Consider the following 15,361-nt stretch of genomic DNA (forward strand, 5'->3'; position numbering starts at 1 on the left):
GTGCTGCGAAGCGCCGCGCGGGCGGCGCTCGATCTCACAGGCGCTGAAGGTGTTGTGACAAGCCCAGCGTTCCCTACTCGCCTTCGTCGAAGTAGTTGTTGATCAACTCGACCAGCGCGTCCAGCGCGTCGTTGTCCTGTTCGCCTTCGGTCAGCAAGTGCACTTGGGTGCCTTTGCCTGCCGCGAGCATCATCACCGCCATGATGCTCTTGCCGTCCACCAGCTTGTCTGGTGCGCGGCCTACCTTGACCTGGCAGGGAAAGCGCCCGGCCACGCCGACGAACTTGGCCGCCGCCCGGGCATGCAGGCCCAGCTTGTTGATGATGGTGATTTCGCGGGCGGGCATCGTGGGGTGGATCCTGTGGGCTAGAGGTCGCGGTGGCGGACCTGGACGTTTTTCAGGGATTGCTGCAGCAACGTGCCGAGGCGTTCGGTCAGGTACACCGACCGGTGATGGCCACCGGTGCAGCCAATGGCGATGGTGACATAGGCGCGGTTGCTGGCGGCGAAGCGGGGCAGCCATTTAAGCAGGTAGCTGGAAATGTCGTTGAACATCTCTTCGACGTCCGGCTGGGCGGCGAGGTAGTCGATTACCGGTTGTTCGAGACCAGAATGCTCACGCAGTTCGGGCTTCCAGTAGGGGTTGGGCAGGCAGCGCACGTCGAACACCAGGTCGGCATCGACCGGCATACCACGTTTGAAGCCAAAGGATTCGACCAGGAACGCGGTGCCAGGCTCTGGCTGGTTGAGCAGGCGCAGCTTGATCGAGTCGCGCAACTGGTAAAGGTTGAGGCTGGTGGTGTCGATCTTGAGGTCGGCAAGGTCGGCGATCGGCCCCAGCATGTCGCTTTCCACGCGTATCGCTTCTGCCAGGGAACGGTCGGCATTGGTCAGCGGGTGACGCCGACGGGTCTCCGAAAAGCGCTTGAGCAGGGTGTCTTCGTCGGCATCCAGGTACAGCACATCACACTTGATATGCCGGGCTCGGGCCTCTTCGAGCAGCTCGGGGAAACGCGTCAGGTGGCTGGGCAGGTTGCGCGCGTCAATCGACACGGCGACCTTGGGCTGCAGCAACTCGGTATTGATCAAGGCATCTTCCGCAAGCTGCGGCAGCAGCCCGGCGGGAAGGTTGTCGATGCAATAGAAACCGTTGTCTTCCAGGACATCGAGGGCGGTGCTCTTGCCGGAGCCGGACCGGCCGCTGACGATGATCAGGTGCATGTTCAGTGCTCGTTCTGTACGTCCAGGACAACCTGGTACAGGGCCTCGTTACTGCTGGCGGCACGCAGACGATCACGGACCTCTTTGCGATCGAGCATGCTGGCGATCTGGCGCAGCAGTTCCAGGTGCGCATCGGTGGCAGCTTCGGGCACCAGCAGGACGAACAGCAGGTCCACAGGTGCGCCATCGATGGCGTCGTAGTCGATCGGCGCCTCCAGGTGCAGCAGTGCGCTGACCGGGGCGGTGCATCCTTCGAGTCGGCAGTGGGGGATGGCAATGCCGTTGCCGAACCCGGTCGAACCGAGTTTTTCACGGGCGACCAGTTTTTCGAAGACGTCTTGCATCTCCAGCTCTGGCACTTGTTCGGCGATGACGGTGGCGACCTTTTCGAGGGCGCGCTTCTTACTGCCGCCCGGCACGTTCACGAGGGAACGGCCGGGGGTCAGGATGGTTTCAAGTCGGATCATGGATGAGGGGGATCAGCGGGCAGCTGCACCTTGCAGCAGGCTTTGCTGTTTTTCCTTGTGTTTTTTCAGTTGGCGGTCGAGCTTGTCGGCCAAGGCGTCGATCGCTGCATACATGTCTTCGTGTTCCGCGTTGGCTACCACTTCACCGCCCGGAATCTGCAGGGTCGCTTCGACCTTCTGCTGCAGCTTCTCGACCTTCATGATGACCTGCACGTTAGTGATCTTGTCGAAGTGACTTTCCACGCGGGCGAGCTTTTCAAGCACATAATCGCGCAGCGGCTGGGTGACTTCTACATGCTGTCCACTGATATTGACTTGCATACAGCTTCTCCTTTATTGCCCGTGCATAAAGAGGCAAGTCTTGCACCTGCCCCAAAAACGCTGTGGCACATACCAGGGGCTACATCAGTCGCTTGCGCTCGCTCGACGGTGCGATGCCGAGAGACTCGCGGTACTTGGCGACGGTGCGACGGGCTACCTGGATGCCTTGTGCCTCCAGTAAACCAGCGATCTTGCTGTCACTCAATGGCTTTTTCTGATTTTCCGCCGCAACCAGTTTCTTGATGATCGCGCGGATCGCTGTGGACGAGCATTCTCCGCCTTCAGCGGTGCTGACGTGGCTTGAGAAAAAGTATTTCAGTTCGTAGATGCCGCGGGGCGTGTGCATGTATTTTTGCGTGGTAACCCGCGAAATGGTCGACTCGTGCATGCCGACGGCTTCGGCGATGTCATGCAGGACCAACGGCTTCATCGCTTCGTCGCCATGGTCGAGGAAGCCGCGCTGATGCTCGACGATCTGCGTGGCCACTTTCATCAGGGTTTCGTTGCGGCTTTGCAGGCTCTTGATGAACCAGCGCGCTTCTTGCAGCTGATTGCGCATGAAGGTGTTGTCGGCGCTGGTGTCGGCGCGGCGGACAAAGCCTGCGTACTGCGGGTTGACGCGCAGGCGCGGGATGGCTTCCTGGTTCAGCTCCACCAGCCAGCGGTCGCTGTCCTTGCGCACGATGACGTCGGGCACGACGTACTCGGGCTCGCTCGATTCGATCTGCGAGCCAGGGCGCGGGTTGAGGCTTTGCACCAGCTCGATGACCTGGCGCAGCTCGTCTTCCTTGATCTTCATGCGCCGCATCAGCTGGCTGTAGTCGCGGCTGCCCAGCAGGTCGATGAAATCGGTGACCAGGCGTTTGGCCTCGGCCATCCACGGCGTGCTGGCCGGTAGCTGGCGCAGTTGCAGCAGCAGGCATTCGCCCAGGTTGCGTGCGGCGATGCCGGCAGGCTCGAACTGCTGAATGCGGTGCAGGACTGCTTCGACCTCGTCCAGCTCGATATCCAGTTCGGGGTCGAAACCGGCGCAGATCTCTTCGAGGGTGTCTTCGAGGTAGCCCTGGCCATTGATGCTGTCGATCAGGGTGACGGCGATCAGGCGATCGGTGTCGGACATCGGCGCCAGGTTCAACTGCCACAGCAGGTGGCTTTGCAGGCTTTCGCCGGCCGATGTGCGGGTGGTGAAGTCCCACTCGTCGTCATCGTTGCTCGGCAGGCTGCTGGCGCTGGTCTGGTAGATGTCTTCCCAGGCGGTATCGACGGGCAGCTCGTTGGGGATTCGCTCGCTCCACTCGCCGTCTTCCAGGTTTTCGGCACTGTTGGTGCTTTCCTGGAAGCTGTTGTCCTGGACTTCGGCGGCCGGTTTGTTCTCGGCGTTATCGGCCATCGGGTCGCTGTTGTCGAAGTCCTCGCCGTCTTCCTGACGTTCGAGCATCGGGTTCGATTCCAGCGCTTCCTGGATTTCCTGTTGGAGGTCCAGGGTAGAGAGCTGGAGGAGGCGGATGGCCTGTTGCAACTGAGGAGTCATCGTCAGTTGCTGGCCCATTTTTAGGACGAGCGATGGTTTCATGGCAGGGGCTTAATACCTTGTTCGCCGGCGCGCATGCGCCATCCACTACACGAGGGCGCCGGAGCGCCAAATTCAAGCAAGTTTTATGCCTTAAATTGTAGCGTTTGCCTAGAGCACCGTAACAACTTAAACCCCGACAGGGTCGATTTGCCAGTGCTCCAGGTGCGTCCCGGGGTCAGAGCCGGAACTCGTGACCCAGGTAAACCTCTTTGACCAGTTCGTTGGCCAGGATGGTCTCGGCGTCGCCTTCGGCGATCAGTCGGCCATCATTGACGATATAGGCGGTTTCGCAGATATCCAAGGTCTCACGCACGTTGTGGTCGGTAATCAGTACGCCGATCCCCTTGGCCTTGAGGTGGTGGATGATCTGCTTGATGTCACCGACGGAAATCGGGTCGACGCCCGCGAAGGGTTCGTCGAGCAGGATGAACTTCGGTGCGGTCGCCAGGGCGCGTGCGATCTCGACACGGCGGCGCTCGCCACCCGAGAGGCTCATGCCGAGGTTGTCGCGGATGTGGCTGATGTGGAACTCCTGCAGCAGGCTTTCCAGCTCCTTGCGGCGGCCGTCGCGGTCGAGCTCCTTGCGGGTCTCGAGGATTGCCATGATGTTGTCGGCCACCGACAGCTTGCGGAAGATCGAAGCTTCCTGCGGCAGGTAGCCGATGCCGGCTCGCGCGCGACCGTGCATGGGCTGGTGGCTGACATCGAGGTTGTCGATCAGCACGCGCCCTTGCTCAGCCTGGACCAGGCCGACGATCATGTAGAAGCAGGTGGTCTTGCCGGCGCCGTTAGGGCCGAGCAGGCCGACGATCTGGCCGCTGTCGATCGACAGGCTGACGTCGCGCACGACTTGCCGACCCTTGTAGCTCTTGGCCAGGTGCTGGGCTTTGAGGGTTGCCATTTACTCGGCCTTCTTCTTCGGCTGGATCACCATGTCGATGCGCTGACGTGGTTGAGTCACGTTGCCACCACGACCGGCGGTCGCAACCTGGGTCTTGGTGTTGTAGACGATCTTCTCGCCTTCAGTGGTGTTGCCTTCATTCTCGACCTTGGCGCGGTCGGTGAGGATCACCGTGTCTTTCTGCGCCTGGTACTGAATGGTCACGGCCCAGCCTTTCATCTTGTCCGGCTTGGCGGTGCTCTGCTGCTGTTCGAAGTAGGCCAGGTTGCCCACCGAGGTGACCACGTCGATGTCGCCATTGGCGGCGCGGGTCATGGTCACGGTGTTGCCTTTGATCATCATCGAACCTTGGGTGATGATGACGTCACCGGTGTAGGTGGCCACGCCTTGCTTGTCGTCCAGGTGCGCGTTGTCGGCCTGGATGCGGATAGGCTGGTCACGGTCGGTCGGCAGTGCGAAGGCGCTCGCGCTTCCCAGTGCTGCGCTCAGGCTGAGCAAAAGGGGGAGGGTTTTAACGAGCCTCATACTGTCCTCTTACGTTAGAGAGCAGGTCCATCCTGCCTTCTTTCAAATACGCTTTCATTCCTTTGCCCGTGGTCGTGCCACCGGCGCCGTCGATTCTAACGGCTTGCTCGGTCTGCGCATATTGCTTCTGCGGGAATACGGTCATGCGTGAGCTGGTGATAATCGTTTCACGCTTCTTTTCGTCGGTGCGGGCAATGCGCACCTGGTCGATCAGCTCGACCTCGGTGCCGTCCGGGTTGACCTCGGCACGGACACTTTGCACGTGCCACGGGTACTCGGTGCCGCGGTACATGTGCAGGTCTGGCGTGGTCACCAGTGTGACCTCGGTGGCCGTCAGGTGTTCGACCTTGTCGGCGGTCATTTCGTACTGCAACTTGCCGTCGGGCAGGAACTGCACGCTGTGGGCATTGATCGCGTAGTAGTCGATGGCGCTCTCGTCGACCTGGGCCGTGGGCTGGTCGAGGAAGCTCTCGGGGCTGACATTCCAGTAGCCGATCGCCGCCAGCAGGGCGCCGATGGCCACGAGCAGCACAATATTGCGGGCTTTCTTGCTGAACATGAGCAGCCTTAAAGGTAATGTGCGTTGGCAGCGTCCAGGGTGCCCTGGGCCTGCATGATCAGTTCACAAAATTCACGCGCCGCGCCTTCACCGCCGCGGGCCTGGGTCACCCCGTGCGCATGTTGGCGAACGAAGGGGGCGGCGTTGGCCACCGCCATGCCCAGGCCGACCCGGCGGATCACCGGCAGGTCGGGCAGGTCGTCGCCCAGGTAGGCGACTTGTTCATAGCTTAGGCCGAGTTCGGCGAGCAAGCCGTCGAGTACCACCAATTTGTCCTCGCGGCCCTGGTACAGGTGCGGGATGCCGAGGTTTTTCGCACGTCGCTCGACCACCGGGGTTTTGCGCCCGCTGATAATTGCCGTGGTCACGCCCGATGCCATGAGCATCTTGATGCCCTGGCCGTCGAGGGTGTTGAAGGTCTTGAACTCGCTGCCGTCTTCGAGGAAGTACAGGCGGCCGTCGGTGAGCACGCCGTCAACGTCGAACACGGCAAGCTTGATGGCCTGGCCACGTTGAATCAAATCCTGGGTCATTTACATTACTCCGGCGCGCAACAGGTCGTGCATGTTCAGGGCGCCGGTCGGGCGGTCGTCCTGGTCGACCACCACCAGCGCGTTGATCTTGTGGTCTTCCATGATTTTCAGCGCCTCGGCGGCCAGCATTTCGGCGCGGGCGGTCTTGCCATGCACGGTCATCACCTGGTCGATCAAGGTGGTGTGCATGTCGATATTGCGGTCCAGGCTGCGGCGTAGGTCGCCGTCGGTGAAGATCCCAGCCAGTTTGCCGTCCGGTTCGAGGATCACGGTCATGCCCAGGCCTTTGCGTGACATTTCCAGCAGCGCGTCCTTGAGCAGGGTGCCGCGTGCCACCTGGGGCAGTTCGGCGCCTGCGTGCATCACGTTCTCGACCTTGAGCAGCAGGCGGCGGCCAAGGGCGCCACCGGGGTGCGAAAAGGCGAAGTCTTCGGCAGTGAAACCACGGGCTTCGAGCAGGGCGATGGCCAGGGCGTCGCCCAGCACCAGCGCTGCGGTGGTCGAAGAGGTGGGTGCCAGGTTCAGCGGGCAGGCCTCCTGGGTGACGCGGGCGTCGAGGTTGACCTCGGCAGCCTGGGCCAGGGGCGAATCGGCGTTGCCGGTCAGGCTGATCAGTTGGATGCCGAGGCGCTTGATCAGCGGCAGCAAGGTGATGATTTCTGCAGTGCTGCCAGAATTGGACAGGGCCAGGATGACATCGTCCCGGGTGATCATGCCCATGTCGCCATGGCTGGCTTCGGCCGGGTGCACGAAGAACGCAGGCGTACCGGTGCTGGCCAGGGTGGCGGCGATCTTGTTGCCGATATGCCCCGACTTGCCCATGCCGACCACCACGACCCGGCCCTTGCTGGCCAGAATCAGCTCGCAGGCCTTGACGAAGTTGGCGTCGATACGCGGCGCCAGGCTTTCCACGGCCTCGACTTCGAGGCGCAAGGTGCGCAGGGCGGACTGGATCAGCTCACTGGATTGGCTCATGTCGTCAAACAATGCCTGATGAAAAGGCGGCGATTATAGCCGCAATGGAAGAAAGCCTCATCCTTTCGATTGCCCGGCAAATGCCATGGAAGTCTGTCGTTGTGCTGAACGACACGTTCCATGGCCTTGGGGCCGCCCTGTCAGCGGTGCTATAGTTCGCCGCTATTCGGCCTGTCAGGGGCACGTGTGCCTTCACGATGAGGGCAAGCGTCCACTAGGACGAGGCTGCACTAGCAAGGAGTCTAGATGAGTGTGGATAGCGCCTACGCGGTCGAGTTGAAGGGAGTGACCTTCAAGCGCGGTTCGCGCAGCATTTTCAGCAATGTCGACATACGCATCCCGCGCGGCAAGGTCACCGGCATCATGGGGCCATCGGGTTGCGGCAAGACCACATTGCTACGCCTGATGGGTGCGCAACTGCGTCCGTCCAGCGGCGAGGTATGGGTAGCCGGGCTGAACCTGCCGACGCTGTCGCGCAGCGACCTGTTCGACGCGCGCAAGCAGATGGGCGTGCTGTTCCAGAGTGGCGCGCTGTTCACTGACCTCGATGTATTCGAGAACGTGGCCTTCCCGCTGCGCGTGCACACCCAGCTGTCGGAAGAGATGATTCGCGACATCGTGTTGATGAAACTGCAGGCTGTCGGCCTGCGCGGTGCCATCGACCTGATGCCTGACGAACTGTCCGGTGGCATGAAGCGCCGGGTGGCGCTGGCGCGTGCGATCGCCCTGGACCCGCAGATCCTCATGTACGACGAACCGTTCGTCGGCCAGGATCCGATCGCCATGGGGGTACTGGTGCGCCTGATCCGCCTGCTCAACGATGCCTTGGGCATCACCAGCATCGTGGTTTCCCACGACCTGGCCGAAACCGCCAGCATTGCCGACTACATCTACGTGGTAGGGGATGGCCAGGTGCTGGGGCAGGGCACGCCCGACGAGCTGATGGGCTCGGACAACCCGCGTATTCGCCAGTTCATGAAAGGCGACCCGGATGGCCCGGTACCCTTCCACTTTCCCGCGCCTGATTACCGCGCCGACCTGCTGGGGGCGCGTTGATGCGCAGAAAATCCTTACTCGAACGTGTTCGCCTGTTCGGTCGCTCGGCGATCGACGTGCTGGCCGTGCTCGGGCGTTCCTGTCTGTTTCTGTTCCATGCGCTGATCGGGCGTGGCGGTATTGGCGGTGGCTTCCAGCTGCTGACCAAGCAGCTGTACTCGGTGGGCGTGCTGTCGCTGGCGATCATCGTCGTGTCCGGTGTGTTCATCGGCATGGTGCTGGCGCTGCAGGGGTACAGCATCCTGACCAAGTACGGCTCTGAACAGGCGGTCGGGCAGATGGTGGCCCTGACCCTGCTGCGTGAGCTCGGGCCGGTGGTGACCGCACTGTTGTTCGCCGGCCGCGCAGGGTCTGCGCTGACCGCCGAGATTGGCAACATGAAGTCCACCGAGCAGCTGTCGAGCCTGGAAATGATCGGCGTCGACCCGCTCAAGTACATCGTTGCGCCACGCCTGTGGGCCGGTTTCATCTCGCTGCCGCTGCTGGCGCTGATCTTCAGCGTGGTCGGCATCTGGGGTGGGTCGTGGGTCGCCGTGGATTGGTTGGGCGTCTACGAGGGCTCGTTCTGGGCCAACATGCAGAACAGTGTTTCCTTCACCGACGACGTGCTGAACGGCTTGATCAAGAGCCTGGTGTTCGCCTTCGTCACCACCTGGATCGCCGTATTCCAGGGGTACGACTGTGAGCCCACCTCAGAAGGGATCAGCCGTGCCACCACCAAGACCGTGGTCTATGCCTCGTTGGCTGTCCTGGGTCTGGACTTTATTCTGACCGCCTTGATGTTTGGAGATTTCTGATGCAAAACCGCACCCTGGAAATCGGTGTCGGCCTGTTCCTCCTGGCCGGGATCCTGGCGCTGCTGCTGCTGGCCCTGCGAGTCAGCGGGCTGTCGGCCAGCCCGAGCAGCGATACCTATAAAGTTTATGCGTACTTCGACAATATCGCCGGTTTGACGGTCAGAGCTAAAGTGACCATGGCCGGTGTGACGATCGGCAAGGTCACCGCCATCGATCTGGACCGTGATTCCTACACCGGTCGGGTGACGTTGCAGCTGGACAAGACCGTCGACAACCTGCCGACCGATTCCACTGCTTCGATCCTGACCGCCGGGTTGCTGGGCGAGAAGTACATCGGCATCAGCGTGGGCGGCGAAGACGACGTGCTCAAGGATGGCGCGACCATCCACGACACCCAGTCGGCACTGGTGCTGGAAGATCTGATTGGCAAGTTCCTGCTCAACTCCGTTGGCAAGGAACCGAAAGAAGCGCAACCGGCTAATTAAGGAGTTTCCATGATTTCGATCCTGCGACGTGGCCTGCTGGTCCTGCTGGCGGCCTTCCCTTTGCTGACCGTGGCGGCGCAGACGCCTCACGATGTGGTGCAAGGCACGACCAACGAATTGCTTGGCGACCTCAAGGCCAACAAGGAGCAGTACAAGTCCAACCCCAACGCCTTCTACGATGCGCTCAACCGCATCCTTGGCCCGGTGGTGGACGCTGACGGCATTTCCCGCAGCATCATGACCGTGAAGTATTCGCGCAAGGCCACGCCTGAGCAGATGCAGCGCTTCCAGGAGAACTTCAAGCGCAGCCTGATGCAGTTCTATGGCAACGCCCTGCTGGAATACAACAACCAGGGCATCGTCGTTGACCCGGCCAAGGCTGATGACGGCAAGCGTGCCAGCGTCGGCATGAAGGTGACCGGCAACAACGGCGCCGTGTACCCGGTGCAGTACACCCTGGAGAACATTGCCGGCGAGTGGAAGGTGCGTAACGTCATCGTCAACGGCATCAACATCGGCAAACTGTTCCGCGACCAGTTCGCCGATGCCATGCAGCGCAACGGCAACAACCTGGACAAGACCATCGATGGTTGGGCCGGTGAAGTGGCCAAGGCCAAGGAAACCGCCGATAAGTCGCCCGAGAAGGCAGTGCAATGAGTGAGGCTGGCGTAAGCATGGCCGAGCCGGGCGTACTGCGTTTGACCGGCGTGCTGGACTATCGCAGCGGCCCGGCCTTGCGCAAGCAAGGCAAGGCATTGATCGACGCCTCGCGCGAGCCGCACATGGTGCTGGATTGCTCGGCCGTGGCGAAATCGTCCAGCGTCGGCCTGTCGCTGCTGCTGGCGTTTATCCGCGATGCCCAGGCGGCCGGCAAGGCCTTCGAGGTACGCGGTATGCCCGACGACATGCGGGAAATTGCCGGGGTCTATGACCTCGATGAAGTGCTGGCTACTTGATGGCAATGCACTGAAGGATGGCCCCTCGGTCAGCGCACGCCCTCAGTGGGCTTCGCAGGCGGGGGGCTTTTTTGTATGATGGCCGACCCGTGCGCATCGGGCGCCGATTGAGGTTGAGCATGCAGGCCGTAGAAGTTAAAAGCTTCCTTGAAGAAAAATTGCCGGGATCCCGGGTCGAAGTTGAAGGCGAAGGCTGCAACTTCCAGTTGAACGTGATCAGCGACGAGTTGGCTGGCCTGAGCCCGGTCAAGCGTCAGCAGGCGATCTATGCTCACCTTAATCCCTGGATCGCCAATGGCAGCATCCATGCGGTAACCATGAAATTTTTCAGCAGCGCAGCCTGGGCTGAGCGCACCTGAGCCAACTTGGCGGCGAGACTCCAATGGACAAACTGATTATTACTGGCGGCGCTCGCCTTGACGGCGAGATCCGCATTTCGGGCGCGAAGAACGCGGCATTGCCGATTCTGGCGGCGACCCTGCTGGCTGACGGCCCGGTCACCGTGGCCAACCTGCCGCACCTGCACGACATCACCACCATGATTGAGCTGTTCGGGCGCATGGGCATCGAGCCTGTGATCGACGAGAAGCTGTCTGTGGAAATCGACCCACGCACCATCAAGACGCTGGTCGCGCCGTACGAGCTGGTCAAGACCATGCGCGCCTCGATCCTGGTGCTGGGCCCGATGGTTGCGCGTTTCGGCGAGGCTGAAGTAGCCCTGCCTGGCGGTTGCGCCATCGGTTCGCGCCCTGTCGACCTGCACATCCGTGGCCTTGAAGCCATGGGTGCGAAGATCGAAGTCGAAGCTGGCTACATCAAGGCCAAGGCGCCTGAGGGTGGCCTGCGCGGTGCGCACTTCTTCTTCGACACCGTCAGCGTGACCGGTACCGAGAACATCATGATGGCCGCTGCCCTGGCCAAAGGCCGCAGCGTGCTGCAAAACGCTGCCCGTGAACCTGAAGTGGTCGACCTGGCCAACTTCATCAACGCCATGGGCGGCAATGTTCAGGGCGCTGGCACCGACACCATCACCATCGAAGGCGTCGAGCGTCTGCACTCGGCCACTTACCGCGTCATGCCCGACCGTATCGAAACCGGTACCTACCTGGTCGCCGCAGCCGTCACCGGCGGCCGCGTCAAGGTCAAGGACACCGACCCGACCATCCTTGAAGCGGTACTGGAAAAACTCAAGGAAGCGGGCGCCGACATCACCACCGGTGAAGACTGGATCGAGCTGGACATGCACGGCAAGCGGCCCAAGGCCGTCAACCTGCGTACCGCGCCGTACCCAGCGTTCCCGACCGACATGCAGGCGCAGTTCATCTCGCTCAACGCCATCGCCGAAGGCACTGGCGCGGTGATCGAGACGATCTTCGAAAACCGCTTCATGCACGTCTACGAAATGCACCGCATGGGCGCGCAGATCCAGGTCGAAGGCAACACCGCCATCGTCACCGGCGTCAAGACGCTGAAGGGCGCGCCAGTCATGGCCACCGACCTGCGTGCTTCCGCCAGCCTGGTACTGTCGGCGCTGGTGGCTGAAGGCGATACGTTGATCGATCGCATCTACCACATCGACCGTGGTTACGAGTGCATCGAGGAAAAACTGCAGATGCTGGGCGCCAAGATCCGCCGCGTACCGGGTTAATAGCCCGCAGGCGCACGATGTGGGAGCGGGCTTATCCCGCGAAGGAGGCACTGCGGTGTATGGCACCGGCGTTGCCGGTGTTCGCGGGGCTAGCCCGCTCCCACACACGAATTGAATAAGGTCGGGCCCAGGCCCGGCCGGCAGTAGCCGCTTAAGGACCGACGTTTCCCATGTTGACCATCGCGCTATCCAAAGGCCGAATTCTCGACGATACCCTGCCATTGCTGGCCGAGGCCGGTATCGTGCCGACCGAGAACCCGGACAAGAGCCGTAAACTGATCATCCCCACCACGCAGGACGACGTGCGCCTGCTGATCGTGCGTGCCACTGACGTGCCGACCTACGTCGAGCATGGCGCCGCCGACCTCGGTGTGGCTGGCAAGGACGTGCTGATGGAGTACGGCGGCCAGGGCCTGTACGAGCCGCTGGACCTGCAGATTGCCTGCTGCAAGCTGATGACCGCTGGCGTGGTCGGCGCACCTGAACCCAAGGGCCGTCTGCGCGTGGCCACCAAGTTCGTCAACGTCGCCAAGCGTTATTACGCCGAGCAGGGCCGTCAGGTCGACATCATCAAGCTGTATGGCTCGATGGAGCTGGCACCCCTGATCAACCTTGCCGACAAGATCATCGACGTGGTCGACACTGGCAACACCCTGCGCGCCAATGGCCTGGAACCCCAGGAAATGATCGCCACGATCAGCTCCCGCCTGGTGGTCAACAAAGCATCGATGAAGATGCAGCACGCCCGTATCCAGAGCCTGATCGACACCCTGCGCAAGGCCGTCGAATCGCGACACCGCGGCTGACTCCTGCGCGCGACCTCCGCTGTCGCGCCCGTCTATCCGCGTCATAGCCACTTTTCTCGGGTGCCCGCGCGGATGGACTGGTAGCCTAGGGCGCCTGAGCATTCGCTAATAATCGAGGCCCTCGCCATGACCGTGTCCACTGCAATTGCCCGTCTCAACGCCGCTGATCCGGATTTCGCCCGACATCTGGATCATCTGCTGAGCTGGGAAAGTGTGTCCGATGACGCGGTCAACCAGCGCGTGCTCGACATCATCAAGGCCGTGCGTGAGCGCGGCGACGCGGCGCTGGTGGAGTTCACCCAGCGCTTCGATGGTGTCGATGCTAAGTCCATTGATGACCTGATTCTCGGCCGTGAACGCCTTGAGCTTGCCCTCACGCGCATTACCGACACCCAGCGTGCAGCCCTGGAAAAAGCCGCCGAGCGCGTGCGCATCTACCACGAGCGGCAAAAGCAGGATTCCTGGCAGTACACCGAAGCTGACGGCACCGTGCTGGGCCAGAAGGTCACGCCGCTGGACCGCGCAGGCCTGTACGTACCAGGTGGCAAGGCGTCGTACCCGTCCTCGGTACTGATGAACGCCATTCCGGCCAAGGTTGCAGGCGTGACCGAAGTGGTCATGGTGGTGCCGACCCCGCGTGGCGAGGTCAACGAACTGGTGCTGGCCGCTGCCTGCATCGCCGGTGTCGACCGTGTGTTCACCGTGGGTGGCGCACAGGCCGTCGCCGCGCTGGCTTATGGCACCGAGAGCGTGCCGCAGGTGGACAAGATCGTCGGCCCGGGCAACATCTATGTCGCCACCGCCAAGCGCCACGTGTTCGGCCAGGTCGGCATCGACATGATCGCCGGCCCGTCGGAAATTCTCGTGGTGTGTGACGGCCAGACCGACCCGGACTGGATCGCCATGGACCTGTTCTCCCAGGCCGAGCACGACGAAGACGCCCAGGCCATCCTGGTCAGCCCGGACGCTGAGTTCCTCGACCGCGTTGCCGCCAGCATCGACAAGCTGCTGCCGACCATGGAACGCGCCGAGATCATCGAGAAATCGGTCAATGGCCGCGGCGCGCTGATCCAGGTGCGTGACATGCAGCAGGCCATCGACGTGGCCAACCGCATCGCTCCTGAGCACTTGGAGCTGTCGGTCGCCGACCCGCAGGCCTGGTTGCCGCAGATTCGCCACGCCGGTGCGATCTTCATGGGCCGCCACACCAGCGAAGCACTGGGTGACTACTGCGCAGGCCCCAACCACGTGTTGCCAACTTCCGGCACCGCGCGCTTTTCGTCGCCACTGGGGGTGTATGACTTCCAGAAGCGTTCGTCGATCATCTTCTGCTCCGAGCAGGGCGCATCCGAGCTGGGCCACACCGCGTCTGTCCTGGCCCGTGGCGAGTCGCTGACCGCCCACGCCCGCAGTGCTGAATACCGTATCCTGACCCAAGAGAAGGGGAACTGAACATGAGTCGATTCTGGAGCCCCTTCGTCAAGGACCTGGTGCCTTACGTGCCGGGCGAGCAACCCAAGCTGGCCCGCCTGGTCAAGCTCAACACCAACGAGAACCCCTATGGCCCGTCGCCCAAGGCGCTGGAAGCCATGCGCGGCGAGCTGAACGACAACCTGCGCCTGTACCCGGACCCGAACGGTGACCGGCTCAAGCAGGCGGTGGCCGAGTACTACGGCGTCACCCCGGGGCAGGTGTTTGTCGGCAACGGTTCGGACGAGGTGCTGGCGCACATCTTCCACGGCCTGTTCCAGCACGATGCACCGCTGCTGTTCCCGGACATCAGCTACAGCTTCTATCCGGTGTACTGCGGCCTGTATGGCATTGCCTACGAGCAAGTGGCGCTGGACGAGCAGTTCCAGATCCGCGTCGAGGACTACAAAAAGCCGAATGCCGGGATCATCTTCCCTAACCCGAATGCGCCGACCGGCTGCCTGATGCCGCTGCAAGCGGTCGAGCAACTGCTGCAGGGCAACCCGGATTCGGTGGTGGTGGTGGATGAGGCCTACATCGACTTTGGTGGCGAGACGGCCATCAGCCTGGTAGACCGCTACGACAACCTGCTGGTGACCCAGACGTTGTCCAAGTCCCGTTCGCTGGCTGGCCTGCGCGTTGGCTTGGCAGTGGGCCACCCGGACCTGATCGAAGCGCTGGAGCGGATCAAGAACAGCTTCAACTCCTACCCGCTGGACCGTGCGGCGATCGTCGGTGCAGCCGTGGCGTTCGAAGACCGTGCTTACTTCGAAGAAACCTGCCGCAAGGTGATCGACAGCCGTGAAGTGCTGGTCGAGCAACTGACGGCCAAAGGCTTCGAGGTACTGCCCTCGGCGGCCAACTTCATCTTCGCCCGTCACCCGCAGCAGGATGCGGCCGAGTTGGCGGCTCGCTTGCGTGAGCAAGGCGTGATCGTGCGGCACTTCAAGCAGGCGCGGATTGCCCAGTTCCTGCGGATTACCATTGGTACGCCGGAAATGAACCAGGCGTTGCTTGATGCGCTGAACTGATCAAGGCGGGCTCACGTAGCCGCCTGCTTCGATCTGA

Annotated in this window: 20 protein-coding genes; 10 read left to right on the forward strand and 10 right to left on the reverse strand. The window is 62.0% G+C overall.

The genetic code is table 11. The annotated features are described in order from the left end of the window. Positions 1–73 precede the first annotated feature (73 nt). From GIB19_RS21445 to GIB19_RS21490, 10 genes are all read right to left on the reverse strand, one after another. The gene (locus GIB19_RS21445) at positions 74–346 is read right to left on the reverse strand and encodes an HPr family phosphocarrier protein (RefSeq protein WP_027595603.1); all 273 of its coding nucleotides are present in this window, start codon (positions 344–346) and stop codon (positions 74–76) included. Between the two features lie 20 nt (positions 347–366). Continuing rightward, positions 367–1,221 carry an RNase adapter RapZ gene (gene rapZ / locus GIB19_RS21450; protein ID WP_027595604.1) on the reverse strand — a complete coding sequence of 285 codons (855 nt, stop codon included), beginning with the start codon at positions 1,219–1,221 and terminating at the stop codon, positions 367–369. Between the two features lie 2 nt (positions 1,222–1,223). Then, a complete protein-coding gene (ptsN, locus tag GIB19_RS21455; protein ID WP_027595605.1) occupies positions 1,224–1,688 on the reverse strand; it encodes a PTS IIA-like nitrogen regulatory protein PtsN in 465 nt (154 codons plus the stop codon). A 12-nt stretch (positions 1,689–1,700) separates the two neighbouring features. Further along, positions 1,701–2,009, reverse strand: a complete 309-nt coding sequence (gene hpf / locus GIB19_RS21460; protein ID WP_003255135.1) for a ribosome hibernation-promoting factor, HPF/YfiA family — start codon at positions 2,007–2,009, stop codon at positions 1,701–1,703. A 79-nt stretch (positions 2,010–2,088) separates the two neighbouring features. After that, positions 2,089–3,582 carry an RNA polymerase factor sigma-54 gene (locus tag GIB19_RS21465; protein ID WP_027595606.1) on the reverse strand — a complete coding sequence of 498 codons (1,494 nt, stop codon included), beginning with the start codon at positions 3,580–3,582 and terminating at the stop codon, positions 2,089–2,091. Between the two features lie 175 nt (positions 3,583–3,757). Continuing rightward, positions 3,758–4,483, reverse strand: coding sequence for an LPS export ABC transporter ATP-binding protein (lptB, locus tag GIB19_RS21470; protein ID WP_027595607.1), 726 nt, complete (start codon positions 4,481–4,483; stop codon positions 3,758–3,760). After that, positions 4,484–5,008: a lipopolysaccharide transport periplasmic protein LptA gene (lptA, locus tag GIB19_RS21475; protein WP_027595608.1), complete on the reverse strand. Its 525-nt coding sequence runs from the start codon at positions 5,006–5,008 to the stop codon at positions 4,484–4,486. After that, the gene (lptC, locus tag GIB19_RS21480; RefSeq protein WP_027595609.1) at positions 4,995–5,567 is read right to left on the reverse strand and encodes an LPS export ABC transporter periplasmic protein LptC; all 573 of its coding nucleotides are present in this window, start codon (positions 5,565–5,567) and stop codon (positions 4,995–4,997) included. The genes lptA and lptC overlap by 14 nt, the downstream gene beginning before the upstream one ends. A gap of 8 nt (positions 5,568–5,575) precedes the next feature. After that, positions 5,576–6,100, reverse strand: coding sequence for a KdsC family phosphatase (locus tag GIB19_RS21485; RefSeq protein ID WP_027595610.1), 525 nt, complete (start codon positions 6,098–6,100; stop codon positions 5,576–5,578). Continuing rightward, positions 6,101–7,075, reverse strand: coding sequence for a KpsF/GutQ family sugar-phosphate isomerase (locus GIB19_RS21490; RefSeq protein WP_027595611.1), 975 nt, complete (start codon positions 7,073–7,075; stop codon positions 6,101–6,103). Between the two features lie 246 nt (positions 7,076–7,321). Between GIB19_RS21490 and GIB19_RS21495 the strand changes: the two genes are divergently transcribed. The 10 genes from GIB19_RS21495 to hisC all read left to right on the forward strand — a co-directional run bounded on the left by GIB19_RS21495 (position 7,322) and on the right by hisC (position 15,324). Continuing rightward, entirely contained in the window at positions 7,322–8,131 is an 810-nt protein-coding gene (locus tag GIB19_RS21495) for an ATP-binding cassette domain-containing protein (RefSeq protein ID WP_274887912.1), read from the forward strand. Beyond that, positions 8,131–8,928, forward strand: a complete 798-nt coding sequence (gene mlaE, locus GIB19_RS21500) for a lipid asymmetry maintenance ABC transporter permease subunit MlaE (protein ID WP_027595612.1) — start codon at positions 8,131–8,133, stop codon at positions 8,926–8,928. Before GIB19_RS21495 ends, mlaE begins: the two co-directional genes overlap by 1 nt. After that, positions 8,928–9,413, forward strand: coding sequence for an outer membrane lipid asymmetry maintenance protein MlaD (gene mlaD / locus GIB19_RS21505; protein ID WP_027595613.1), 486 nt, complete (start codon positions 8,928–8,930; stop codon positions 9,411–9,413). The genes mlaE and mlaD overlap by 1 nt, the downstream gene beginning before the upstream one ends. A gap of 9 nt (positions 9,414–9,422) precedes the next feature. Further along, the gene (locus tag GIB19_RS21510; protein WP_027595614.1) at positions 9,423–10,070 is read left to right on the forward strand and encodes an MlaC/ttg2D family ABC transporter substrate-binding protein; all 648 of its coding nucleotides are present in this window, start codon (positions 9,423–9,425) and stop codon (positions 10,068–10,070) included. Then, a complete protein-coding gene (locus GIB19_RS21515) occupies positions 10,067–10,369 on the forward strand; it encodes an STAS domain-containing protein (RefSeq protein ID WP_027595615.1) in 303 nt (100 codons plus the stop codon). The genes GIB19_RS21510 and GIB19_RS21515 overlap by 4 nt, the downstream gene beginning before the upstream one ends. A 119-nt stretch (positions 10,370–10,488) precedes the next feature. After that, on the forward strand, positions 10,489–10,728 hold the full coding sequence (locus tag GIB19_RS21520; RefSeq protein ID WP_003255121.1) for a BolA family protein: 240 nt from the start codon (positions 10,489–10,491) through the stop codon (positions 10,726–10,728). A gap of 23 nt (positions 10,729–10,751) precedes the next feature. After that, positions 10,752–12,017, forward strand: coding sequence for a UDP-N-acetylglucosamine 1-carboxyvinyltransferase (gene murA, locus GIB19_RS21525; protein WP_099428396.1), 1,266 nt, complete (start codon positions 10,752–10,754; stop codon positions 12,015–12,017). A gap of 170 nt (positions 12,018–12,187) precedes the next feature. Then, the gene (hisG, locus tag GIB19_RS21530) at positions 12,188–12,823 is read left to right on the forward strand and encodes an ATP phosphoribosyltransferase (protein ID WP_033701084.1); all 636 of its coding nucleotides are present in this window, start codon (positions 12,188–12,190) and stop codon (positions 12,821–12,823) included. A gap of 126 nt (positions 12,824–12,949) precedes the next feature. Next, positions 12,950–14,275, forward strand: coding sequence for a histidinol dehydrogenase (gene hisD / locus GIB19_RS21535; RefSeq protein ID WP_027595618.1), 1,326 nt, complete (start codon positions 12,950–12,952; stop codon positions 14,273–14,275). Positions 14,276–14,277: 2 nt separating this feature from the next. After that, positions 14,278–15,324 (forward strand): histidinol-phosphate transaminase, encoded by a 1,047-nt coding sequence (gene hisC, locus GIB19_RS21540; protein ID WP_027595619.1) that lies wholly within the window; start codon positions 14,278–14,280, stop codon positions 15,322–15,324. Positions 15,325–15,361 lie beyond the last annotated feature (37 nt).

This window comes from Pseudomonas sp. ITEM 17296 (assembly GCF_028895205.1).
GTDB classification, from domain to species: Bacteria; Pseudomonadota; Gammaproteobacteria; order Pseudomonadales; family Pseudomonadaceae; genus Aquipseudomonas; species Aquipseudomonas kermanshahensis.